Annotated in this window: 20 protein-coding genes; 6 read left to right on the plus strand and 14 right to left on the minus strand. The window is 61.4% G+C overall.

Annotated features, from left to right (window positions below; all coding sequences use genetic code 11):
* Nucleotides 1-133: 133 nt before the first annotated feature.
* A complete protein-coding gene (gene selD, locus J3P93_RS09815) occupies nucleotides 134-1168 on the plus strand; it encodes a selenide, water dikinase SelD (RefSeq protein ID WP_434596940.1) in 1035 nt (344 codons plus the stop codon).
* Nucleotides 1168-2271 (plus strand): tRNA 2-selenouridine(34) synthase MnmH, encoded by a 1104-nt coding sequence (gene mnmH, locus J3P93_RS09820; RefSeq protein WP_434596942.1) that lies wholly within the window; start codon nucleotides 1168-1170, stop codon nucleotides 2269-2271. The genes selD and mnmH overlap by 1 nt, the downstream gene beginning before the upstream one ends.
* A 116-nt stretch (nucleotides 2272-2387) precedes the next feature.
* Here mnmH and J3P93_RS09825 read toward each other — a convergent pair whose 3' ends face one another.
* Nucleotides 2388-3062, minus strand: a complete 675-nt coding sequence (locus J3P93_RS09825) for a histidine phosphatase family protein (protein WP_434596945.1) — start codon at nucleotides 3060-3062, stop codon at nucleotides 2388-2390.
* A gap of 281 nt (nucleotides 3063-3343) precedes the next feature.
* Between J3P93_RS09825 and J3P93_RS09830 the strand changes: the two genes are divergently transcribed.
* The 3 genes from J3P93_RS09830 to J3P93_RS09840 all read left to right on the plus strand — a co-directional run bounded on the left by J3P93_RS09830 (nucleotide 3344) and on the right by J3P93_RS09840 (nucleotide 6545).
* Nucleotides 3344-4042: a glutathione binding-like protein gene (locus J3P93_RS09830; RefSeq protein WP_434596947.1), complete on the plus strand. Its 699-nt coding sequence runs from the start codon at nucleotides 3344-3346 to the stop codon at nucleotides 4040-4042.
* A 244-nt stretch (nucleotides 4043-4286) separates the two neighbouring features.
* The gene (gene hemB / locus J3P93_RS09835) at nucleotides 4287-5261 is read left to right on the plus strand and encodes a porphobilinogen synthase (protein WP_434596950.1); all 975 of its coding nucleotides are present in this window, start codon (nucleotides 4287-4289) and stop codon (nucleotides 5259-5261) included.
* 192 nt (nucleotides 5262-5453) lie between these two features.
* On the plus strand, nucleotides 5454-6545 hold the full coding sequence (locus J3P93_RS09840) for a DUF1615 domain-containing protein (RefSeq protein WP_434596952.1): 1092 nt from the start codon (nucleotides 5454-5456) through the stop codon (nucleotides 6543-6545).
* Nucleotides 6546-6616: 71 nt separating this feature from the next.
* On the opposite strand, the gene J3P93_RS09845 is transcribed toward J3P93_RS09840, so the two are convergent.
* The 12 genes from J3P93_RS09845 to J3P93_RS09900 all read right to left on the minus strand — a co-directional run bounded on the left by J3P93_RS09845 (nucleotide 6617) and on the right by J3P93_RS09900 (nucleotide 19938).
* On the minus strand, nucleotides 6617-7096 hold the full coding sequence (locus tag J3P93_RS09845; protein WP_434596954.1) for a phage infection protein: 480 nt from the start codon (nucleotides 7094-7096) through the stop codon (nucleotides 6617-6619).
* 132 nt (nucleotides 7097-7228) lie between these two features.
* Nucleotides 7229-7921 carry an anti-sigma factor gene (locus J3P93_RS09850; RefSeq protein ID WP_434596956.1) on the minus strand — a complete coding sequence of 231 codons (693 nt, stop codon included), beginning with the start codon at nucleotides 7919-7921 and terminating at the stop codon, nucleotides 7229-7231.
* Nucleotides 7918-8457, minus strand: a complete 540-nt coding sequence (locus tag J3P93_RS09855) for a sigma-70 family RNA polymerase sigma factor (RefSeq protein WP_434596958.1) — start codon at nucleotides 8455-8457, stop codon at nucleotides 7918-7920. The genes J3P93_RS09850 and J3P93_RS09855 overlap by 4 nt, the downstream gene beginning before the upstream one ends.
* A 154-nt stretch (nucleotides 8458-8611) precedes the next feature.
* A complete protein-coding gene (locus tag J3P93_RS09860; RefSeq protein WP_434596960.1) occupies nucleotides 8612-9133 on the minus strand; it encodes a DUF3455 domain-containing protein in 522 nt (173 codons plus the stop codon).
* 170 nt (nucleotides 9134-9303) lie between these two features.
* On the minus strand, nucleotides 9304-10938 hold the full coding sequence (locus J3P93_RS09865) for an ABC transporter ATP-binding protein (RefSeq protein WP_434596962.1): 1635 nt from the start codon (nucleotides 10936-10938) through the stop codon (nucleotides 9304-9306).
* A 1-nt stretch (nucleotide 10939) separates the two neighbouring features.
* The gene (locus tag J3P93_RS09870; RefSeq protein WP_434596964.1) at nucleotides 10940-11962 is read right to left on the minus strand and encodes an ABC transporter permease; all 1023 of its coding nucleotides are present in this window, start codon (nucleotides 11960-11962) and stop codon (nucleotides 10940-10942) included.
* Complete coding sequence (locus tag J3P93_RS09875; protein ID WP_434596966.1) at nucleotides 11962-13026, minus strand: microcin C ABC transporter permease YejB; 1065 nt, start codon at nucleotides 13024-13026, stop codon at nucleotides 11962-11964. Before J3P93_RS09875 ends, J3P93_RS09870 begins: the two co-directional genes overlap by 1 nt.
* A 1-nt stretch (nucleotide 13027) precedes the next feature.
* Nucleotides 13028-14893 carry an extracellular solute-binding protein gene (locus tag J3P93_RS09880; protein ID WP_434596967.1) on the minus strand — a complete coding sequence of 622 codons (1866 nt, stop codon included), beginning with the start codon at nucleotides 14891-14893 and terminating at the stop codon, nucleotides 13028-13030.
* Between the two features lie 148 nt (nucleotides 14894-15041).
* Nucleotides 15042-17753, minus strand: a complete 2712-nt coding sequence (locus J3P93_RS09885; protein ID WP_434596970.1) for a TonB-dependent receptor — start codon at nucleotides 17751-17753, stop codon at nucleotides 15042-15044.
* Between the two features lie 209 nt (nucleotides 17754-17962).
* Nucleotides 17963-18364 carry an ExbD/TolR family protein gene (locus J3P93_RS09890; RefSeq protein ID WP_041477201.1) on the minus strand — a complete coding sequence of 134 codons (402 nt, stop codon included), beginning with the start codon at nucleotides 18362-18364 and terminating at the stop codon, nucleotides 17963-17965.
* Complete coding sequence (locus J3P93_RS09895; RefSeq protein WP_423815362.1) at nucleotides 18364-19050, minus strand: MotA/TolQ/ExbB proton channel family protein; 687 nt, start codon at nucleotides 19048-19050, stop codon at nucleotides 18364-18366. Before J3P93_RS09895 ends, J3P93_RS09890 begins: the two co-directional genes overlap by 1 nt.
* A gap of 63 nt (nucleotides 19051-19113) precedes the next feature.
* A complete protein-coding gene (locus J3P93_RS09900) occupies nucleotides 19114-19938 on the minus strand; it encodes an energy transducer TonB (RefSeq protein WP_434596972.1) in 825 nt (274 codons plus the stop codon).
* A gap of 1089 nt (nucleotides 19939-21027) precedes the next feature.
* Between J3P93_RS09900 and J3P93_RS09905 the strand changes: the two genes are divergently transcribed.
* On the plus strand, nucleotides 21028-21651 hold the full coding sequence (locus J3P93_RS09905; protein ID WP_203418704.1) for a glutathione S-transferase N-terminal domain-containing protein: 624 nt from the start codon (nucleotides 21028-21030) through the stop codon (nucleotides 21649-21651).
* Between the two features lie 128 nt (nucleotides 21652-21779).
* Here the strand turns inward: J3P93_RS09905 and J3P93_RS09910 are convergent, their stop codons facing one another.
* Entirely contained in the window at nucleotides 21780-22220 is a 441-nt protein-coding gene (locus J3P93_RS09910) for a CBS domain-containing protein (RefSeq protein WP_434596975.1), read from the minus strand.
* Between the last annotated feature and the right edge of the window lie 185 nt (nucleotides 22221-22405).

A 22405-nucleotide genomic window follows, 5' to 3' on the forward strand; every position in this document is an offset into this window, starting at 1 on the left:
GGCGGTGCCGACAGGCGATCGCAGTACAAATGTGGGAGCGAGCCTGCTCGCGAAGGGGCCGCTCGGACAGCGCAAAAATCTGCGGGTTCGCGCTCTGCTAGAATCCGCCCCATTCATTGCCAGAGACCCTCCCATGAGCGAGCCGATTCGTCTGACCCAATACAGCCACGGCGCCGGTTGCGGCTGCAAGATTTCTCCGCAGGTGCTGGAAGTGATTCTGGCCGGCAGTGGCGCACAGAACCTCGACCCCAAACTGTGGGTCGGCAACGCATCGCGCGATGACGCGGCGGTGTACGAGATCGATGCCGAGCGCGGTGTGGTATCGACCACGGACTTTTTCATGCCGATCGTCGATGATCCGTTCGACTTCGGCCGCATCGCCGCGACCAATGCGATCAGCGATATCTACGCGATGGGCGGTGATCCGCTGATGGCGATCGCGATCCTCGGCTGGCCGGTCAATGTGCTGGCGCCGGAAGTGGCGCGGGAAGTGATTCGCGGTGGCCGCTCGGTGTGCGACGCGGCGGGCATTCCGCTGGCCGGCGGGCATTCGATCGATGCGCCGGAGCCGATTTTCGGCCTCGCGGTGACCGGTCTGGTGGAAAAGCGCCACATGAAGCGCAACGACACCGCCACCGCCGGTTGCCTGTTGTACCTGACCAAGCCGCTGGGCATCGGCATCCTCACCACCGCCGAAAAGAAGGGCAAGCTGCGCGCCGCCGACGTCGGTTTAGCCCGTGACTGGATGTGCACCCTGAACAAGCCCGGCAGCCGTTTCGGCAAACTCGCCGGCGTTACGGCGATGACCGATGTCACCGGTTTTGGTCTGCTCGGGCATCTGGTGGAAATGGCTGACGGCAGCCAGCTCACCGCGCGCATCGCCTATGACCGCGTGCCGCGTCTGGACAGCGTCGAGTATTACCTCGATCAGGGCTGCGTGCCCGGCGGCACGTTGCGCAATTTCGACAGCTACGCAAAACAGGTCGGCCGCGTCCAGGAGTTGCACAAACGCGTGTTGTGCGACCCGCAAACCAGTGGTGGTCTGCTGATCGCCGTGACGCCGGAGGGCAACGAGGAATTCCTCGCGGTTGCCGCCGAACTGGGCCTGAACCTAGCGCCAATCGGCGAACTGGTCGAGCGACAGACGAACGCAGTCGAGGTGATTTGATGCTCCGCGACTGCACCGATTACCGCGACATCTTCCTCAACGACCGGCCGCTGCTGGACGCCCGCGCGCCGGTCGAGTTTCACAAGGGTGCGTTCCCCGGCGTGGTCAACCTGCCGCTGATGAACGACGCCGAGCGGCAAAAAATCGGCACCTGCTACAAACAGCACGGCCAGCAGGCGGCTATCGAACTGGGTCATCAACTGGTGTCCGGCGCGGTGAAGGCCGAGCGCATCCAGGCTTGGGCCGATTTCGCCCGGGCCCATCCTGATGGTTATCTCTATTGTTTTCGTGGCGGCCTGCGCTCGCAGATCACCCAGCAATGGCTGCGCGACGAGGCCGGCATCGACTATCCGCGCGTCGGTGGCGGCTACAAGGCGATGCGCAGTTTTCTCATCGATACCCTTGAACAAGCCATCGCCCAGTGCGATTTCGTTTTGCTCGGCGGCATGACCGGCACCGGCAAGACCGAAGTGCTGGTGCAGCTGCGCAATGGTCTGGATCTGGAAGGGCACGCCAATCATCGCGGTTCGAGCTTCGGCAAACGCGCGACCGGGCAGCCGTCGAACATCGATTTCGAAAACCGCCTGGCCATCGACATTCTGAAAAAACGCGATGCCGGTATCGAGCAGTTCGTGCTCGAGGATGAGAGCCGGGTAGTTGGCAGTTGCGCCTTGCCGCTGTCGCTGTATCAGAGCATGCAGCAATACCCGATGGTCTGGCTGGAGGACCGCTTCGAGGATCGCGTCGAGCGGATCCTGCGTGATTACGTAACCGATCTGGCGGCGGAGTTTTCAGCGGTCCATGGCGAGGAGGGTTTCACGCTGTTTTCCGAACGCCTGATAGAGAGCCTGAACAACGTACAGAAACGTCTGGGTGGCGAGCGCCATCGACGTCTGTTGCTGTTGATGGAAGACGCACTGGCCGAGCAGGCCCGCAGCGGCGCGGTGGACCTGCATCGCGGCTGGATCGAAGGCTTGCTGCGTGAGTATTACGACCCGATGTATGTGTTCCAGCGCGAGAAGAAGGGTGGGCGGATCGAGTTTGCCGGGGAGCGGGGGGCGGTGATTGAGTATTTGCGGGGGCGGGTGAGACAGAAAGGTTGAGGTTGCTTTGGCTGGCCTCATCGCTAGCAGGCTAGCTCCCACAAGGGATGTGGCGCACACAAAACCTGTGGGAGCCAGCCTGCTGGCGATGGGGCCAGCAAGGCCAATGCAAGAACTCAGGTCGGGCAGCTCTGCTCGCCATGATCCAGCCCCTGCTTGTAACTGTGGCTCTGCAGGCTGGCCTTGCCGTTGTGCCAGGTCAGGGTCAGCACATACAGCGAGTCGAAATCATTGCCCGCCCAGTCCTCGGTGATGTTCTGTTTCTTGCCGACCGCGTTGCCCGCAACCTTGTTGATCAGCTCTGGCAGATAGCCGTGTGACCAGGCGGTGTAGATCGTCGAGTTGTGGTACTTCTCGTCCAGCAGTTCGCGGGCCAGATCGCTGGTGTCATTGGCCGAGAACTCGATGTTCACCGGCAGGCCGAGCTTGATCGCAGCGGGGCTGATGGTCATCAACGGACGAATGTAGCTGTAGGAATTGTCCAGTTCGCCTTCCTCGACGTTGCGCGTCGGATTGGCAGCAAACACGTAGTCGGCCTTGCCGAATTTTTCCGGCAGCAGCGTCGACAGGTCGATGGCACGGTTCAGGCCCTGGCAGTTGAGCTGACCCAAGCCGCCTTCGGGTTTTTCGGCATGGCGCAGAAACACCAGCGTCTGCGTGCCGTCGGCCGGCTGTGCGCGGCTCTCGCTGGACTCCAGCGACAACGCCAACGCAGTCACGGCCAGCAGGGAAGGCAGGAATACATAGGCACGGTGTTTGAAACGTTTGGCGAAACTCATCAGGTTCGTCATGAAATAAAAAGTCTTCAGCAAATTCAGTTAGGGCTGACAAACCGTTACACCACGGGCTGCCGGCGCCGGGTGTTTTCCATGTCGTGAACAGCTTCCTCTGCAAAAAGGCATAGCTCAGAGTCGTCCCGGGTCGTTTGGTTCGATTCGGCCCGCCGTGCGGCACTTTAACGACAAACTATGCGAGCTTGAGCGCAGGTTAGCGACAGGATGTTACGGTTCGTGTAGGCGCTGCGGCGGGCCTGTTTTATGATCGGCTTCTAATTTGTGACTGGATGCTTCCCATGACCGATCTGTCCGCGTTCCCGATCACCCAGAAATGGCCGGCGCAGTACCCTGACTGGATTCAGCTCTATTCCCTGCCGACGCCCAACGGCGTGAAAGTCTCGATCATGCTCGAAGAAATCGGCCTGCCGTACGAGCCGCACCGCGTCGGGTTCGACACCAATGACCAGACCTCGCCAGAGTTCCTGTCGCTGAACCCGAACAACAAGATTCCGGCGATCCTCGATCCGCATGGCCCGCAAGACCAGCCGCTGCCGCTGTTCGAGTCCGGCGCCATCCTGATCTATCTGGCTGACAAAAGCGGCCAGTTGCTGGCCCAGGAAGGCGCGCTGCGTTACGAGACGATCCAGTGGCTGATGTTCCAGATGGGCGGCATCGGCCCGATGTTCGGCCAGCTCGGTTTCTTCAACAAATTTGCCGGCAAGGATTACGAAGACAAGCGTCCGCGCGACCGTTACGTTGATGAAAGCAAGCGTCTGCTCAACGTGTTGAATACGCGCCTGGAAGGACGTGACTGGATCATGGGCGAGCGTTACACCATTGCCGATATCGCCACGTTCCCGTGGGTGCGTAACCTGATCGGCTTTTATGAAGCGGGAGATCTGGTGGGCATTCAGAATTTCCCCAATGTCACGCGAGTGCTGGAGCTGTTTCTCGCAAGGCCTGCGGTCGTTCGCGGCCTCAGCATTCCTTCCTGACTCACCGCATTCCTCTGTAGGAGTGAGCCTGCTCGCGATAGCGGTGTGTCAGTCAAAAAATGTGTGGCTGATATACCGCTATCGCGAGCAGGCTCACTCCTACAAGGGATTTGTGGTGTTCTGGAGATTGTTGCGAACCCGGAAACGCTCTCTTGATTGATCCAGGTTTGTACCCCAACCCCCGCAAGGCATAAGCTTCGCCCCTACGACTTTCGTCTCATCCGCCGTTTTCAGGAAAGGCCCCATGTCCAGTCAGTTCCCCGAAGCACGTCCCCGCCGTCTGCGCCGCAATGCGAGCCTGCGCAGTCTGTTCCAGGAAACCGAGTTCAGCCTGAACGATCTGGTCCTGCCGATCTTCGTCGAAGAAGACATCGACGACTTCGTGCCGATCACCAGCATGCCCGGTGTGCAGCGCATTCCCGAGCGCAAGCTGGCCAGCGAAATCGAGCGCTACGCGCGCGCCGGGATCAAGTCGGTGATGACTTTCGGCGTCTCGCATCATCTGGACAGCAACGGCAGCGACACCTGGCGTGAAGACGGCCTCGTGTCGCGCATGTCGCGCATCGCCAAGGACGCCGTGCCGGAAATGATCGTGATGTCCGACACCTGCTTTTGCGAGTACACCGATCACGGCCACTGCGGCGTGATGCACAACCACGAAGTCGACAACGACCAGACCCTGATCAACCTCGGCAAACAAGCCGTGGCGGCGGCGCGTGCCGGTGCCGATGTGATCGCGCCGTCGGCCGCGATGGACGGCCAGGTGCGGGCGATTCGTCAGGCGCTGGACGCGGCCGGATTCACCCAGATTCCGATCGTGGCTTATTCGACCAAATTCGCTTCGGCGCTGTATGGCCCGTTCCGCGAGGCCGGTGGCAGCGCGCTCAAGGGCGACCGCAAAAGCTATCAGATGAACCCGATGAACCGCCGCGAAGCCCTGCGCGAATCGCTGCTCGACGAGCAGGAAGGCGCCGACGCGCTGATGGTCAAACCGGCCGGCGCCTACCTCGACATCATCCGCGACATTCGTCAGGCGTCGAACCTGCCGCTGGCGGCGTATCAGGTCAGTGGCGAGTATGCGATGATCAAGTTCGGCGCCCAGGCCGGCGCGATCGATGAGGATCGCGTGGTGCGCGAAAGCCTCGGCGCGATCAAGCGCGCGGGTGCGGATCTGATCTTCACCTACTTTGCGATGGATCTGGCGTTGGCGGGGATCTGAACAACACCCCATAACCTGTGGGAGCTGGCTTGCCAGCGATGGCGTCGGCACAGGCAAAATCATGCTGGCTGATCTACCGCTATCGCTGGCAAGCCAGCTCCCACAGGGTTCAGGGTGTTCTTTGTGTCACGGCCCACGGTTTGCCAGCGATTGTGTATGGTGGGGGCGCCTCAACGGACTGGATAACGCAACATGCACACCCCTCGCTTACTCATCACTCTCGCGGCTTTGCTGGCATTGGCCGGTTGCGCCAGCCAGCGCGGCAGCGAACCGCTGCCACGCCCACCCGCCGAGGTGAAAGCCGAAATCGTCCGGCTGCTGCCGGCGAAGATCCCCGACCGGCAAGGCTGGGCCACCGACATCTATGCGGCTTTCGCCGCGCAGGACATCAGCCCGACCACGCAAAATCTGTGTTCGGTGCTGGCCGTGGCCGAGCAGGAATCGACCTTTCAGGCTGACCCGAAAGTCCCTGGCCTGGGCAAGATCGCCCGTGACGAAATCGACCGCCGCGCCGCCAAAGTGCACATCCCCAGCCTGCTGGTCAGCGGTGCCCTGCAAGTGCGCTCGCCCAACGGCAAGAGTTACAGCGAACGCCTGAATGCGGCGCGCAGCGAGAAAGAGCTGAGTGCGATTTTCGATGATTTCATCGGCATGGTGCCGATGGGCCGCACCTTGTTCGGCGGCTTTAACCCGGTGCACACCGGCGGACCGATGCAGGTCAGCATCGAATTTGCCGAACAGCACGCCAAGGATTATCCGTACCCGGTGGACGGCACGATTCGCCGCGAAGTGTTCAGCCGGCGCGGTGGCATGTATTTCGGTATCGCGCATTTGCTCGGTTATCCGGTCAGTTACCGCGAGCCGTTGTACCGCTTCGCCGATTTCAATGCCGGTTGGTACGCCAGCCGCAACGCTGCGTTCCAGAATGCCGTGAGCCGTGCTTCGGGCATCCCGCTGGCGCTCGATGGCGACCTGATCCGCTATGACTCGATCATGCCCGGCGGCACGGAACTGGCGGTGCGTACCCTCGGCAAATCGCTGGGCATGCGCAACCCGAGCATTCGCGATCAGCTGGAGAAGGGCAAAACCCTAGAATTCGAAGAGAGCAAACTCTACAAGCGGGTCTTTGAACTGGCCGAGCAGGCTGAAGGCAAGCCATTGCCGCGGGCGGTGTTGCCGGGCATCGTCCTGCAAAGTCCGAAGATCACCCGCAAACTCACCACCGCGTGGTTCGCCAAGCGTGTGGACGAGCGCTACAAACGCTGCATGGCCAAGGCCGGGTAAAAACGGTAGACGTAAAAAACCCGGCTGAGGGAGCCGGGTTTTTCTGCGGTGTTGCGCGTGCCGCCATTCATTCAAGCGTTGCGCAGTTCGTTCATGCGATCAGCACCGCCTTCAGCGACACGACGTTCGATCAGACGATCCGAGCCACCTTCAGCAACGCGGCGTTCGATCAGACGATCCGAGCCACCTTCAGCAACGCGGCGTTCGATCAGACGATCCGAACCACCTTCGGCAACGCGGCGTTCGATCAGACGATCCGAGCCACCTTCAGCGACACGACGCTCGATCAGACGATCCGAACCACCTTCGGCAACGCGGCGTTCGATCAGACGATCCGAACCACCTTCAGCGACGCGACGTTCGATCAGACGATCCGAACCACCTTCAGCCACGCGGCGTTCGATCAGACGATCCGAACCACCTTCAGCCAGACGGCTTTCGATCAATTTGTCCGAGCCGTCAGCGGCGATCATTGTGTGGGCCGGGGTAGCGGCAAAAGCGTTAACTGCGAAAACCGAGAAAGCGATGCTGAGAAGAGTCTGGCGTTTCATGATGGTGTGCTCCGGGGTGTTGTTGGTTGGTATGGAGCTGATGTTACGCCCGGAATTTTTTCTGAGAACTTCATTGCCGTGATGGTGAACATCGACGCCGATGATGGTAGCTGCAAGCCGCAGAACAGAGCCTTAAAGCACCTTCACCGCGCGGCCGATCGCCTGAATCGGCCCGGTCGGTTTGCCGATCGGCGACCCATTGGCGCCCTCCAGCGTCAGCTCGAACAACTGGTTCGGTTGCAGCGGCGGCAGTTTATCCAGCGGCACCGACAAGGCCTCGCCCGGTTTGACCAGCCCCAGCGACACCGGCCCTTGCCAGCCGTCCGCTTTGGTCCAGAACTCCAGGGCCTTGTCTGCCGGCACTTCGACCACGCCGAGCGGAATCAGCTGAATCTCGCGCGAGTTGCTGGCCTGGATCACCCAGCCCGGTGCCTTGTCCTGCGGCGCCACCAGCACCACCAGATAGCTCGGTTTCGGCGCGGTCTGGGTCAGCAGAATCGAACCCAATACCAAGGTCGCCGCCAGACCGGCCGCACTCAAGCCGCGCCACAGCGGCAGCCGATTCCACCACGATGTTGCAGGCGCTTTTTCCGGGAGGCGATTGAGGCTGCGTTCGATGCGTGGCCACAGCAGGGCCGACGGCTGCTGCGGCTCGGCCAGATCGGTCAGCTCCAGCAGGCGCCGCTCCCAGGCGTCCACTGCCGCACGCAGCTCGGGGTCGTTGGGCAAGCGTCGCTGCACCTCGATCCGCTGTTCGAACGACAGCGTGCCGAGCACATATTCGCTGGCCAGTTCATCACGTTCCTGCGCCGATTCGCCGCTCATCCCATGCACTCCCGCAACGCATTGAGGCTGCGCTTGAGCCACGCTTTGACGGTGCCCAGCGGCGTGCCGAGGCGTGCCGAAATCTGCGCGTGGCTGTAGCCGTCGACATACGCATGCAGGATGCAGGTGCGCCGCTGCGGCTCCAGCTGTTCCAGGCAACGGTGGATGCGCGCCGAATGTGCGGCGGCATCGAAGCCGTCATCCTCGGTCGCCACTTCGTGCTCGGCACTGAGCGGCGTTTCGCGACCGTGATCGCGCAACAGGTTCAGCGCCAGATGGCGGGTCACGCTGAACATCCAGCCACGCGCCGAACCGCGCGCCGGGTCAAACCCCGCCGCGCCGTTCCAGATCTTGATGAATGCTTCATGAACGATGTCCTCCGCCAGTGCCGTGTCGCGCACCAGCCGCTTGGCCACGCCGAGCAGGCGCGGGCCTTCTTGCACATACAAATCGCGCAGGGCCGCACGCTCGCCGCGGGCACAGGCAGCGAGACGGTCTTGGTAATCGAAATCGAAATCGGATTCGGCTAAAGGCATGGTGTGCAATCTAGCTGACATTCGAGCAAACACCATAAAGCCTTGTGGGAGCGGGCTTGCCCGCGATGACGTCGTGTCAGCAGAAAGGATTTCACTGACCCACCGGAATCGCGGGCAAGCCCGCTCCCACAGGGTATGCGGCGCAGGAAGAAAATCAGTTCGCCGCCCAGAAGATGTAATCCGCCTGATATTTCACCACTTCCTGCTTGCCCTTGTTCGCCGCCGTGCAGGCGCTGGCCGGGGCCACGCCGCCCTTGAGCGCAACGCGCTGGATGTAGCTCACGCCGCTCATCGCGCCTTTGCCTTCAGCCGGGTTGGCTTTCACCAGTTGATACGGCAGGTTGCCCGGGCTCGAAGGCGCCACGGCCAGTTGCGTGCCGGTGACTTTCGAACCGTCCTTGGCCTGCCAGGTGGCTGGCGGGCCGAAGTAGGTGCCGACCTGCTTGCCGCTGCGGTCATTGAGCACGGCTTTCGGGCCGACGAAGGTCCACTCGGTCTGGCCGGCCATGTTCGGCTTGTCGCGGCATTCATAGGTGATCTCGCCGACGCCGGTGGTTTCCAGAGCGATCTTGTGGCCGTCCGGCACTTTGATGGTGTCGGGATAACTGCTCTGGGCAAAAGTCGTCGAGGTGACGGCGAGCAAACCGGTGAAGCCAATCAGCTGGGTGATGTTCATCCGATGATTCTCCGAAAAGGGTAGAGCGCTGACAGCACAAAAGTGGGCTGTTACAGGGACTACCCGTGGCGGAGGCGATTGGATGCAGTGCCTGGAAAATAAATTTCAATGACCCACCGCAATCCCTGTAGGAGTGAGCCTGCTCGCGATGGCGGTGGGTCAGGCAGCACTCATATCACTGCAATACCGCTATCGCGAGCAGGCTCACTCCTACAGGGTTTCGTGTTGGGCTTGAGGGCGGAGGCGTTGAGGAGTTCCTGGGTGTAGGGATGTTGGGGCGCCGCGAATATCTCTTGCGAAGACCCTTGCTCAACGACCTTGCCATCCTTGATGACCATCAAGTCATGCGCCAGCGCATGCACCACGGCCAGGTCATGGCTGATGAACAGATACGTCAGCCCATGCCGGATCTGCAATTGCCGCAACAACTCCACCACCTGCTTTTGCACGGTGCGATCCAGCGCCGAGGTCGGTTCGTCGAGCAGGATCAGTGCCGGTTCCAGCACCAGTGCGCGAGCGATGGAGATGCGTTGGCGCTGGCCGCCGGAAAATTCGTGGGGATAGCGATGGCGGCTTTGCGGGTCGAGGCCGACCTCTTCAAGCACGCGGATCACCGCGGCTTCGCGCTCGGCTTCTGTACCGATGCCATGAGTCAGCAAGCCCTCGGCAATGATCTGCTGCACCGACATGCGCGGGCTGAGGCTGCCGAACGGGTCCTGGAATACCACCTGAATCTGCCGCCGCAACGGCCGCATCAAGCGCTGATTGAGCAGGCTCAGCTGCTTGTTGCCGAAACGGATATGGCCCTCGGATTCGACCAGGCGCAGGATCGCCTGGCCCAGGGTCGACTTGCCCGAACCCGACTCGCCGACAATCCCCAGAGTCTTGCCGCGTTGCAGGGTAAAACTGACCCCGTCCACCGCTTTGATGTAGTCCTGCTGGCGGCTGAACAAGGGTTTGGGCAGGGGAAACCAGACCTTCAGATCATCAACCTCGAGCAGGTTGTGCTCGTATTGACTGGGCACCGGCGCGCCGCTCGGCTCGGCCTCGATCAGCAGACGGCTGTAAGGATGCTGCGGCGCGTCGAACAGCGTTGCGCAGTCGGCCTGTTCAACGATCTCGCCGTGACGCATCACACAGACGCGCTGGGCGATACGTCGCACCAGATTGAGGTCATGGCTGATCAGCAGCAACGACATGCCGAGGCGTTGCTGCAACTCGATCAGCAGTTCGAGAATCTTCTGCTGCACGGTGACGTCGAGCGCCGTGGTCGGCTCATCGGCGATCAACAACTCCGGCTCGTTGGCCAGCGCCATGGCGATCATCACCCGTTGCCGCTGACCGCCGGAGAGCTGATGCGGATAGGCCTTCAAACGCTGCAACGGCTGGCGAATGCCGACCAGTTCCAACAGCTCCAGCGTGCGTGCGCGAGCCGCGCGGCCCTTGAGGCCTTTGTGGGTTTCCAGCACTTCGCTGATCTGCCGTTGCACCGTGTGCAGCGGGTTGAGCGAGGTCATCGGCTCCTGAAAGATCATCGCGATGCGATTGCCGCGCAAGCCACGCATCTGCTGCTCGCTGGCGTGCAGCAAATCCACGCCGTTGTAGCGGATCGAACCGCTGCTGCTGAGGTTCTTGCCCGGCAGCAAGCGCAGGATCGAATGCGCCGTCACCGATTTGCCCGAGCCGGATTCACCGACCAGCGCCAGGCACTCGCCACGACGAATATCGAGGTTGACCCCGTGCACCACGGGCTGCCCGGCGAACGCCACGCGCAGGTCGCGAATTTCAATCAGGTTGTCAGTCATGTCAGCTCCGGGGATCGAACGCGTCACGGCAGGCCTCACCAATAAAAACCAACAAGGACAAAATCAACGCCAAGGCGAAAAACGCCGTCAGCCCCAGCCACGGCGCCTGCAAATTGCGCTTGGCCTGACCGATCAGCTCGCCCAGCGAGGCGGTGCCGGCCGGCATGCCGAAACCGAGAAAATCCAGCGCGGTCAGGGTGGCGATGGCACCGGTGAGAATGAACGGCAGGTAGGTGAGGGTAGAGGTCATCGCGTTGGGCAGGATGTGCCGACGCATCAGTTCGTTATCCGTCAGACCCAGTGCCCGCGCGGCTTTGACGTATTCCAGATTGCGCCCGCGGAGGAACTCGGCGCGCACCACATCGACCAGCGCCAGCCAGGAAAACAGCGCCATGATCCCCAGCAACCACCAGAAACTCGGCGAGACGAAACCGGACAGAATGATCAGCAGGTACAGCACCGGCAGCCCCGACCAGATCTCCAGCACACGTTGCCCGAGCAGGTCGACCCAACCGCCGTAGTAGCCTTGCAGCGCGCCGGCGACGATGCCGATCAACGCACTGATGGCGGTGAGAATCAGCGCAAACAGAATCGAAATCCGCGTGCCGAAAATCACCCGCGCCAGCACATCGCGAGCCTGATCATCGGTGCCCAGCCAATTGCTCGCCGAGGGCGGACTGGGTGCCGGTTCGGCAAGGTCGTAATTGACCGTGTCGTAGCTGAACGGGATCGGCGGAAACAGCATCCAGCCGCCCTGATCCTCAATCAGCTTGTGTACGTAATTGCTGGCGTAATCCGGCTGAAAGGGCAGCTCGCCGCCAAAATCGGTTTCGAGGTAATCGCTGAGGATCGGAAAGTAAAAGGCGCCGTGGTAGCGGATCACCAGCGGCTTGTCGTTGGCGATCAATTCGCCACCCAGGCAAATCAGGCACAAGCCGATAAACAGCCACAGCGACCAGCGTCCACGGCGGTTGGCCTTGAATTGCGCGACACGGCGTCGGCCCAGAGGAGACAGTGTGAACATCAGGCAGTCCTCGCCGAGAAGTCGATGCGCGGATCGAGCAGGGTGTAGCAGAGGTCGCCGATCAGCTTGATCAACAGGCCGAACAGGGTGAACAGAAACAGCGCGCCGAACACCACCGGATAGTCGCGCGACACCGCCGCTTCGTAGCTCATCCGGCCGAGGCCGTCGAGGTTGAAGATGGTTTCGATCAGCAGCGAGCCGGCGAAGAACACCTCGATCAGCGCCGACGGCACCCCGGCCACCACCAAAAGCATGGCGTTGCGAAACACATGGCCGTAGAGCACGCGGCGCTCGGTCAGGCCTTTGGCCCGCGCGGTGACCACGTACTGGCGGCTGATCTCGTTGAGAAAACTGTTCTTGGTCAGAATCGTCAGGGTGGCGAAGCCGCCGATCACCAGCGCCGTAACCGGCAGCACCAGATGCCAGAGGTAATCGCCGAGCTTGCCCAGCGTGCTCAGTTGGTCGAAGTCGTCCGAGACCAGCCCCTGCACTGGGAACCAGTTGACGTAGCTGCCACCGGCGAACACCACGATCAGCAGAATGGCGAAGAGAAACGCCGGCATCGCATAGCCGACGATGATTGCCGTGCTGCTCCAGACATCGAAGGCGCTGCCGTTTCTAATTGCCTTGCGAATGCCCAGCGGGATCGAAATCAGGTAAGTGATCAGCGTCGCCCACAAGCCCAGCGACAGCGACACCGGCAGCTTCTGCACGATCAGGTCGGTGACCTTGGCGCCGCGAAAGAAACTGCTGCCCAGATTCAGCTGCGCGTAGTTTTTCAGCATCAGCCACAGGCGTTCGTGCAATGGTTTGTCGAAGCCGTAATGGTGTTTGATTTCTTCGATCAGCGCCGGGTCCAGACCACGGCTGCTCCGCCCGGCGCCGCCGACTGCCGCGACTTCGCCACCACCGCCCATGCTGTGCCCGCCAAAACCCTGCAGACGTGCAATGGCTTGCTCCACCGGTCCACCCGGCGCGGCCTGCACGATCAGGAAATTCACCACCAGAATGCACAGCAATGTAGGGATGATCAGCAGCAAGCGACGACTCAGATAACGCAACATGTCACTGGCCTCCCGCGAGCTGAGCGCGCATCTGCTGGGTGGTCAGTGGCCTGGCCGAGACTTCCCACCAGGTGTTGAGGCCTTCGTCGTACGCCGGTTGCATGGCCGGCATGCCAAAGCGGTTTTGAAACACCGTCGGCGTGCCTTTGGAGTAGTAGTTGGGAATCATGTAGTAACCCCATTGCAGCACCCGGTCGAGGGCGCGGGCGTAATGCACCATGGCTTGGCGGCTGTTGGCCTGGACCAGCCCGTCGATCAGTTGATCGACCGCCGGATCGGCCAGCACCATCGCGTTCGAACTGCCGACCTGCGTGGCACTTTGCGAGGCGTACAGGCTGTACAACTCGCGGCCGGGGGAGACGATCGGATCGCCACTGCGCGGGAAAGTGGTGACGATCATGTCGTAGTCGCGGGCATTGAGACGGTTAACGTATTGCGCCGAATCGATGCGCCGCAGATTGAGCGTGATGCCGATCTGCGCAAGGGTGCGTTTGAACGGCAGCAGCATGCGATCGAAGCCACCTTGACCGTCGAGAAAAGTGAATTCCAGCGGCTCACCGGCAGCGTTGACCAGGCGATTGTGTTGCGGCGTCCAGCCGGCTTCGGCGAGCAGCTTCAGCGCTTGCAATTGCTTGTCGCGGATGTAGCCACTGCCGTCGGTTTTCGGCGCTTCATACACCGTGGTGAAAACCTCATCGGGGACTTTGCCGCGCAGCGGTTCGAGGATCTGCAATTCCTCGGCGTCGGGCAGCGCCGTGGCAGCCATTTCACTCTTCGGCCAGAAGCTGTTCTGGCGCACGTAGAAGCCCCGCATCATCTGCTTGTTGGTCCATTCGAAATCCCACAGCAGGCTGATCGCCTGGCGCACGCGGCGATCCTTGAAGATCGGGTTTTGCAGGTTGAACACGAAGCCTTGCGCGGCGGTGGGTTTTTCCGGGGCCAGAATCGCTTGCTGCAGGCGCCCGTCGCGCAGGGCCGGGCTGTCGTAGCCGACGACGTAACCGGATGAGGAAAACTCGCGGTTGTAGTCGAACGCACCGGCCTGCAACAACTGGCGAGCGACGTCGGTGTCGCCGTAGAAATTCACCGTCAGCGTGTCGAAGTTGTACAGGCCGCGACTGACCGGCAGGTCCTTGCCCCACCAGTCCGGGTCGCGCTGGAAACTGATACTGCGCCCGGCGTCGACCTTGCTCACCCGGTACGGGCCGCTGCCCAGCGGTGGCTCGAAACCGCCGCCATTGGCGAAGTCGCGGGTTTTCCACCAGTGTTCGGGCACCACGCGCATCGTCGCCAGATCCAGCGCCAGCGTGCGGTTGAGGTTGTTCTTGAAGGTGAAGCGCACTTGCTGCGGGCCTTCGATCAGCACGTCCTGCACATCAGCGTACTGCTGGCGATAACTGAGGCTGCCCTTGGTCATCAGCAGGTTGAAGGTGTAGCGCACATCTTCGGCGCTGATCGGCGTGCCGTCGGCAAAACGCGCCTTGGGGTTGAGGGTGAAACGCACCCAGAGCCCGTCGGGATCGCGCTCGATCTGTTCGGCGACCAGACCGTAAACGGTGTAGGGCTCATCGAGCGAGCGGAACGCCAGGGGCGCATACACCCAGTCGTTGACCTGCACCACGGAAATGCCCTGATCGGCATACGGGGTGATGTAGTTGTACTGGCCGATCTCCATCGACGCCCGGCTGAGCGAGCCGCCCTTGGGCGCCTTGGGATCGACGAAATCGAAATGCTGGAAATTCGCCGGATACTTCGGCGCCTCGCCGTACACCGTCAGCGCGTGGCTGCCGGCGGCCAGCACCGAGGGGCCGGAGCACAGCAGCGCGCTGCTCAAAAGCAGGCCAGCCATGTTGCGCAAGATATTCATGAAGTCACTCCCCAATCCCTGAAAGCACACGGTTCAAACTGTAGGAGTGAGCCTGCTCGCGATGAGGCCAAGTCAGACCCTGCAAGGTTGACTGAAAAAACGCTATCGCGAGCAGGCTCACTCCTACAAAGGGTTGTGGTGTTTTCAGTTAGAAGTGGTAAGTCATGCGCGCAAACAAGGTGCGCCCCAGCGGGTCGGTGTAGCGCGGGTCATAGCCGCTCTGGAAGTTGTAGGCCTGGTTGGAGAACGGCGGGTTGCGGTCGAAGACGTTCTTCATCCCGGCATCGACATCCAGCACCTTGTTGAAGGTGTAGCCGGCCGACAGGTCCCACACCGAATACGAGGCCACACGCGAATGGGTGTCGCGGTCGTAGTCGTTGTAGCCGGTGGTGAAACGGTTGGTCAGCGCTGCCCGCGCCGCGCCCAGGCTCCAACTGCCGGTGAGGTTGTGCTTCCAGCGCGCAATCACGCCGTCACCCTGAAAGTCGCCGACCTTGTCGGTGAACGGGCCTTTGATGGTGCTCTGGAAGTCGTACTCATCGACATAAGTGCCTTGCAGGCCGAGGCCAAACTGACCGTACGGCGTATTCGGGAAGCGATAGTCGAGCGATACATCGACGCCGTTGGTTTCGACGATGCCGAGGTTGGCGTTGCCGGTGACGATGTAGTTGAGCGTGCCGTCGGCGTTACGTACGAAACGATCCTGATAGGAACCGGCCTGATCGAACACGGTGGATTCCGGGAATGGCTGGATCTGGTTGGAAATGTGAATCCACCAGAAGTCCAGACCTACCGAGAGGTTGCTGATCGGCTGATAGACGAAGCCCAGCGTCACGTTGCGCGCCTTTTCCGGGGCCAGGTCTTCGTTGCCGCCGATCTGGTTGAGGAACTGCTGACCGCAATCGCGGCCACCGTTGCCGCCCGGTTGCACCACGCCGCCGGTACACAGCACCGGGTCGTTGTAGTAGCCCTGGGTGAAGGTGATGCTGCGCGGCGAATACAGCTCGTACAGCGACGGCGCACGGAAGCCTTCGCTGTAGGCGCCACGCACCACCAGCTCTTTCAACGGCTGATAACGGAACGAGTATTTCGGGTTGGTGGTGCTGCCGAAGTCGCTGTATTTGTCGTGGCGCACGGCGGCGGACAGTTCCAGGCTGTCGAGCACCGGCACGTTGATTTCGGCGTAGGCGGCTTTGACGCTGCGGTCGCCCTCGACACTGCCGTTGGGGTCGATGCCGAGGCTCTGGATGTCGCCGGCAAACTGTTCGAAGTCCTGATGGAATTTCTCTTTGCGGTACTCGCCACCCAAGGCCAGACCGGACGGGCCGGCGCCGAACCAGTCGCCGATCTCGCGGCTGATGCGCCCGTCGAAACCGGCCACCCGGCCGACCGCGGTGGAATAGGCGCCGTGGTACGCGGCGTTATCGATGTATTGCTGGCCAGCGGCCGACTGCGGGCCGAACGGGTTGAGCAAACCGCTGGCGAGGCCGTTGATCATCGCCTGATCGCTGACATAACCACTGGTGACGCTGGAGACGATTTTGTTCTGGTTGTATGAGGCGCCGACGTTGTAATCCCAGCCGGCAACCAAGCCATCGAAGCTCACCAGAAAGCGCTGACTGGTGTTCTGGTCCTTCGATTCACGCGGGCCGGCGGCGGTTTCACGCCAGTTGACGTCGACCGGTTGCGTCGGGTCGAGGGCGAACTCGGTCGGCGCCGGGGTGATGCCATTGCCGGGGTAGTAGGGCGACGACGAATCCAGGCTCAGACCGGTCAACGGCGCCGGGCCGACGGCGGTCGCGTTGTTGTTGCGCGACCAGAAATATTCGAGGTTGACGTTGTGATCGTCGCCGAGCTTGCCGGTGGTTTTGCCGAAGAACGAAGTCTTCTCGGTCTGCGGCACCAGGTCGATGAATTCACGTGTGCTGAAGCGGCACAAGCCGTCGCGGGCTATCAGATTGGGCCCGTTGCAATTGCTGGCGGCCAACGGGTTGGTGGCGTTGCCGTTCTGGCTGTAGTTGCCGGGGAACGCGGTGCCGGAGGTCTGATCGAGGCCGCGGCCGGGGGCGTAGTCGGTGGCGAACGAGCGGTCGTTGGCGTCGAGGTTCTGCTGCTTGTTGTAGTTGAACACGCCGAGCACGTTGAAGCGGTCTTCTTCCAGATCGCCGTAACCCCAACTGGCGCTCATGTCTTTGGTTGCGCCACCGCCGCTGTGGGTCGGGGTTTCGCCGCCGAGGGTCAGCGCGCCGTCGGTGAGGGATTTTTTGGTGATGAAGTTGATCACGCCGCCGATCGCATCGGTGCCGTACAGCGCCGAGGCGCCGTCGCGCAGCACTTCCACGCGCTCGATGGCGGCAAACGGGATCATGTTCAGATCCACCGCGCCGCCCGCCGAGTTGGTGCCCGATAAGGCGTTGTTGGCCAGACGCCGGCCGTTGAGCAGCACCAGCGTCTTGTTCGCGCCGATGCCGCGCATGTCGGCGAACGAGGCACCGCCCGTGGCTGCACCCACGGAGCCTGCGCTGTTGTTGATCGACTGGCTGCCGGTGATGCGCTGGACCAGTTCGGCGGTGGTGGTCACGCCCTGTTTGCGCAGTTCATCGGCCTTGAGAATGGTGATCGGCACCGCCGTTTCTGCATCGACCCGACGAATCGCCGAACCGGTCACTTCCACCCGTTGCAGCTGCGTGGTGGGCGCGACGACCGCTGCCGCCGCCGAGACGCTGGCATTGTCGTCCTCGGCCGCTTGCACGGTGCCGGCGCCCATCCCCATGGCCACCAGGTACAGCGGAACGAAACGATGGCGAGAGATCGTGGCCACCAAGGGTTTGAGCGTGAAGCGTGGAGTGTTCATCAGCATGGTTGTTTCCGACTTTTATCAGACGTTATCGAAATGGCCTTGTGAGCCGCTCATTGCTCCGCTACCGGTGATACCGCGTGCGGAAAACCACTTTCTTCAAGCAAGCCGATCCCCTCCGAACACGCGTGGCGTTTTTTCGGTCGGCCGATTGCGACGGGATTCGTTCAGCGGTGCGGCGCGCGCCTTTCAAGTCGCGCGCGGCACCGCATTCAGTGGGTGGTCATCACCGATATCTTGCTGATGCCCGAGCGTTCGATGGACGCCATGGCTTTCGCCACCTGGCCGTAATTGACGGCGGCGTCGGCCTGCAACTGCACGCGGACATCGGCGTCCTTGGCCTTGACCTCCTTGAGGCTGGCCTCCAGCGACTCGGGGGCCAACTCGGTCTTGGCCAGATAGAACTTGCCGTCCTGATCGACGCTGACCACTACCGGATCTTTCTTTTCGGCGGGGGCAACGGCGTCGGTTTTCGGCAGGTTGACCTTGATCGCGTTGGTCATCAGCGGCGCGGTGACGATGAACACCACCAGCAGCACGAGCATCACGTCGACCAGCGGCGTGACGTTCATTTCGCTGAGCACTTCATCGCTGTCTTGAGTCGAGAAAGACATCAGCTGGCCTCCCGCACGGCGTTAGTGGTTTTGCTGGCAATGGCCTGACGGCTGATGGAAAACGCGCTGCGCGAGGCGAGGGCGTCGAAGTCGTGGGCGAAGTCATCCATGTCCGCCGAGGCGAGCTTCAGGCGCCGCAAAAAAAAGTTGTAAATCAGCACTGCCGGCACCGCGACAGCGATACCCACACCGGTGGCAATCAGTGCGTGGCCGATGGGACCGGCGACCGCTTCAAGGCTGGCCGAACCGGTTTCGCCGATGCTTTTCAGCGCTTCCATGATGCCCCACACCGTACCGAACAGGCCGATGAACGGCGCGGTGCTGCCGATACTGGCGAGGATTGCCTGACCGTTTTCCAGCGAGCGGCGTTCCTTCTGGATCTGCTGGCGCAGGTTGCGTTCCAGACGGTCCGAGCGGTTGATGGTGTGCGCCAGTTGTTGCGTGGTGCGCGGCGAATCTTCCACCAGCAATGCCTCGAAACCGCTGCTGGCGATGCGCGCCAGCGAACCCGGATACTGGCTGGCGTGTTCGGCGGCGGTGAGCAGGTCCGGCGCGCTCCAGAAGGCTTTGGTGAACTGTTTGTTCTGCGCTTTCTGGCGCAGGTATTGCGCCGACTTGACCAGCAGGATTGCCCAACTGACCACGGAAAACAGCACCAGGCCCCAGAGGACACCGGGGACAATCATCGAAGACAAATCGTTCATGGTTACACCTCGCTTGCGTTAATCAGTAATGGGTCGGTTGTGCCGTCACTGCGGCAATTTGAAATCGATGGTCTGGGTGGCGAAGCCGTCGATCGGCGTGTCACCGCGCTTGGCCGGAATGAACTTCCAGTTCTTCACCGCAGCGACAGCAGCGTCATCCAGTTGTGGCTTGCCGCTGGATTTGGTCACCGTCACCGAACCCGCGCGACCGTTGGCCAGCACTTGAATGCGCAACACCACGCTGCCTTCCCAGTTGCGCCGCAATGCCAGCGACGGGTATTCCGGCGGTGGATTGCCGAGGCTGGCGAGGCCGGAAATCGCTGCCGACTCCTTCACGGGCGCGGGCGCAGCGGCCGGTGCCGGCGGCGCGCTCGGTGTCGTCGGGGCCGCGGGGGGCGCCGGTTGTGGCGGAGCCGGCGGCGCTTTCGCAGGCTCGACTTTTTTCACCGGTTTGGGCTTCTCGACCGGTTTCGGTTTTTCGATCGGTTTAGGCTTCTCCACCGGTTTGGGCGGTGGCTTGACCGCGTCTTCGTCTTCCACCGGTTGCTCAGGCTCGGGCGGTGGTGGCGGAGGCGGCGGGGGTGGCGGTTCCGGGGTCGGCGGTGCCGGTGGCGTCGGGCTGGTCAGCTCGACGGTCATTTCCGGAATCTGTGGCGGCGTCGGTAATGGCTCGGTTCGGGACTGCTGGAGAAACCACCAGGCAGCCCCGTGTATCAGCGCCGACACGGCCACCAGCAAGACCATCTGCTGTTTATTCAGACCGCCGGGTTGTGAGGTATTGGCTGTGAAGGCCGGCCTGCCCGTTGGCGGCGGGACCGGCGCTTCCCGCAACGGCCCCGGCAGGGTTTTATGCTTTACCGCATCGTTCATTAAAGCTCCCTCGGGTAGATGAAGGGCAATAAGTCGCCGTCCGAACATTGGGTGAATGTTCGAGTGGGTGAATGCAACTTTCTTCAAGGTGTGCAGAAGCCGATAGTTGAACTATCCAATCAACTGGGCTTGTGCAAACTTACTGGCTCAGTGCCATCGACTCGGTTTGTTCATTTGCCATTCCATGGTTGTTGTTCTGTTGCTGGAGACACTTCGGGGTGTCTCATGCCTGTTACATATTGCAACCGTTGTGCCAGATGTTGCTGCAACGTAGCGCCGTTATTTCATTGCTGTTACGCGTGTCGCATTTATATAAGTTTTGTCACGATCAGGTGTTTGTCATCGCGCGCAGTGAGCCGTTACCCCGTCGGGCGGGGCTTTTTCAGAGGCGAGTCGGGCTTGACGCTTTATCCCGCGAAATGGCGAAACAGAGCGGTTGCGCGGCTGCCTGTCCGTGCACGTGCTGGTGCGCGAGGGACCGATTTGGTGCGGGTCAATGTTCTAGCGGGTCACGGGTTGTTTTCCTTGCTCTTGTTTAACGGAAACCGATGTTCTGGTGGTGTTCAAGTTATTAGGCTGGAACGCTTTTGGTGCAATCACAGTTGTCCGGAAGTTATTGTCCGACAATCCTGTAATTACGGCGATTAACGCCGCGAACAGCCAGGTCATATTTAAAAAGTAAATAGCACCACGCTGTCGGCGAACAATGGATGGCCGACAGCGACGTGCTGTTGAAGTCAGGTAATAAAGTAAGCAGGGCGGCTGTTCGGATGAACCGGGCCTGGAGCGCACAGATAGTAGTGGCGAGTGATGCGGCAGAACGTTTGAAGATTCACGCGGTGAACTCCTTGTTGCCAGTCCGGATACGCGAACTTTTGGTTCGGTATCGCACCTTACAAGAACGCGGGTAGCGTTCGATGGTTGCTCTTGGTGCGGGATGGGCACCGCCAGCGCTGTTGTGCGAGGTGTGAATTCGCAAGTCGGCAGTGCATGGGAAAACCGTGCCAGAACCGTTACACCGGCAGATTATTTCTACACCCGGGCCACAGGCATCTACGCTGTGGCAAAGGTCTTTTCGGGGGAATGGCTATGTATCAACTTTATGGGCACAAGAACTCCGGCGCTGCGGCGATCGAGGCGGCACTCGAGTTATGCCAGATTGCTTACCGCTTCATTGATAACGAAGCCAGTGCGGAGGCCGCCGAGGCGTTGGCCAAACTCAATCCGCTGAAACAGATTCCGACGTTGCAACTGCCCGACGGCAGCGCGATGACCGAGAGCGCGGCGATCCTGATTCACCTGGGCCTGACGTTTCCCCAGTCCGGCCTGCTGCCCGCCGAGGCAGCGGATCGTGACCAGGCGATTCGCGGCCTCGCCTACATCGTCAGCAACTGTTACGCGGCCATCGGCATCATCGATTACCCCGAGCGCTGGCTGATCACGCCCGACGAAGGCGCACGGCAAAACCTGATCGCCGGCGCCCGTCAGCGTCTGCACTTCAGTTGGGAGTTGTTTGCCGACCAGTTCTCCGCCGAACTGTACCTGGACGACGAGACGCCGGGGGCGCTGGATGTGTTGGCGGCGGTGGTGACGCGCTGGGAGGGTAGCCGCGAGCATTTGCGCCAGACGCGACCGGGGTTCTACGCCTGGCTGCAACGCATCGACCGCCACCCGGTGCTGGCGCCGGTGTTTGCGCGGCATTGGCCGACCTGAGCCCACCACAAAACCCCTGTAGGAGTGAGCCTGCTCGCGATAGCGGTCTGTCAGTCACCCAGTTTTTAGCTGACAGACCCGCTATCGCGAGCAGGCTCACTCCTACAGGGGGGGCGGTGCCTTGAGATTTATTCCCCGCGAATGTACTGCTCCAGCTGTTTGATCAATTCGGCCTGTTCGGCAATTGCTTCCTTGACCAGGTCGCCGATCGACAGCAGGCCGATCAACTGGCCGTCCTCGACCACCGGCAAGTGGCGCAGGCGTTTGTCGGACATGATGCCCAGGCAGGTGTCGACGGTCTGCCTGGTGTCCACAGTGATCACGTCCTTGACCATGATGGCGCTGACCGGGGTGCCCACCGACGAGCGCCCGTGCAGCACCAGTTTGCGCGCGTAATCGCGCTCGCTGATGATGCCGACCACCTTGTCGTCTTCCACCACCAGCAGGGCGCCGACGTTTTTCTCGGCCATCTTCATCAGCGCTTCGAGCACCATGTGATCGGGTTTGATCTGGTGCACTTCCTGGTTTTTCTGATCTTTGAGCTTGAGCAGTTGGGCGACGGTCTTCATGGCGGTTACTCAGGTGTTGTCGTTGTTCACCAAGCATCGTAGACGCAGCCGCGCAGGGCAAGGTGGCAAAGCGGCAGATAGCGTGCAAAAAACGCCATTTGCCGGGTTTTTTGCGGTTCAAGCGCTGATTTATCACCAAGGTCATTTCCGGCATTGCCGGGTAGAATGCCGGTCTATCAAGTTTC

This window comes from Pseudomonas sp. R3-57 (assembly GCF_051132065.1).
Taxonomy (GTDB): Bacteria; Pseudomonadota; Gammaproteobacteria; order Pseudomonadales; family Pseudomonadaceae; genus Aquipseudomonas.